The following is a 550-nucleotide window of genomic DNA, read 5'->3' as shown; positions in this document are numbered from 1 at the left end:
CTCGCTTCGTGGCTTGTCCCCCTGATTCCCACTCAGAAGTTATCAAACATTCTTCTTGATTTTTCTCGACAGAGGATCATGAATGTTCCCTTGGGTTCTCGCTGAGGTGGGAGGCCTTGTATGAACGTTTGGACGAACTGCCGACCCGACAAAGTGACTGCCAAACACCTTGTTCACGAGCTGATCCTACAAGCCCGTCGCGGCCAAATCATCTCCGTCAAAGAGACTATTGCAGCGGTGCGCCGAGACGGGCCACACCTGGCGGAAACTGACTGCGAGCTGGTGGAGCTTATTGTCAATGTTGCCCCAGCCTTTGGCCTGTTCGTCGGGTTCGATCTTCGCGAATAACCGCCTCCTCAACAGGGCGGACCGTGGCGACACGGTCTCGATCAAAGCTGCACTACGCGAAGCTCGGGAGGCTGCGCCTTGCTTGGTGGCCTCTGACGAAGAACTAACCGAGGCGATCGTCGAGGCAGCAACTGCCATGCCTCTGCGTGGCTTTCGACTGTCGCGAGTAGCTGTCAGCCAACTTCAGTCACTGTGGCATCGC

1 protein-coding gene is annotated in these 550 nt (G+C 56.5%); it reads left to right on the top strand.

All coding sequences use genetic code 11. The features are described from left to right. Positions 1 to 120 precede the first annotated feature (120 nt). Positions 121 to 348, top strand: coding sequence for a hypothetical protein (locus NKK47_RS35150; protein WP_352458909.1), 228 nt, complete (start codon positions 121 to 123; stop codon positions 346 to 348). Positions 349 to 550: the final 202 nt, after the last annotated feature.

This window comes from Mesorhizobium sp. M0019 (assembly GCF_040323975.1).
Taxonomy (GTDB): domain Bacteria; phylum Pseudomonadota; class Alphaproteobacteria; order Rhizobiales; family Rhizobiaceae; genus Mesorhizobium.
This window is presented reverse-complemented; position numbering and strand designations above follow the sequence as displayed.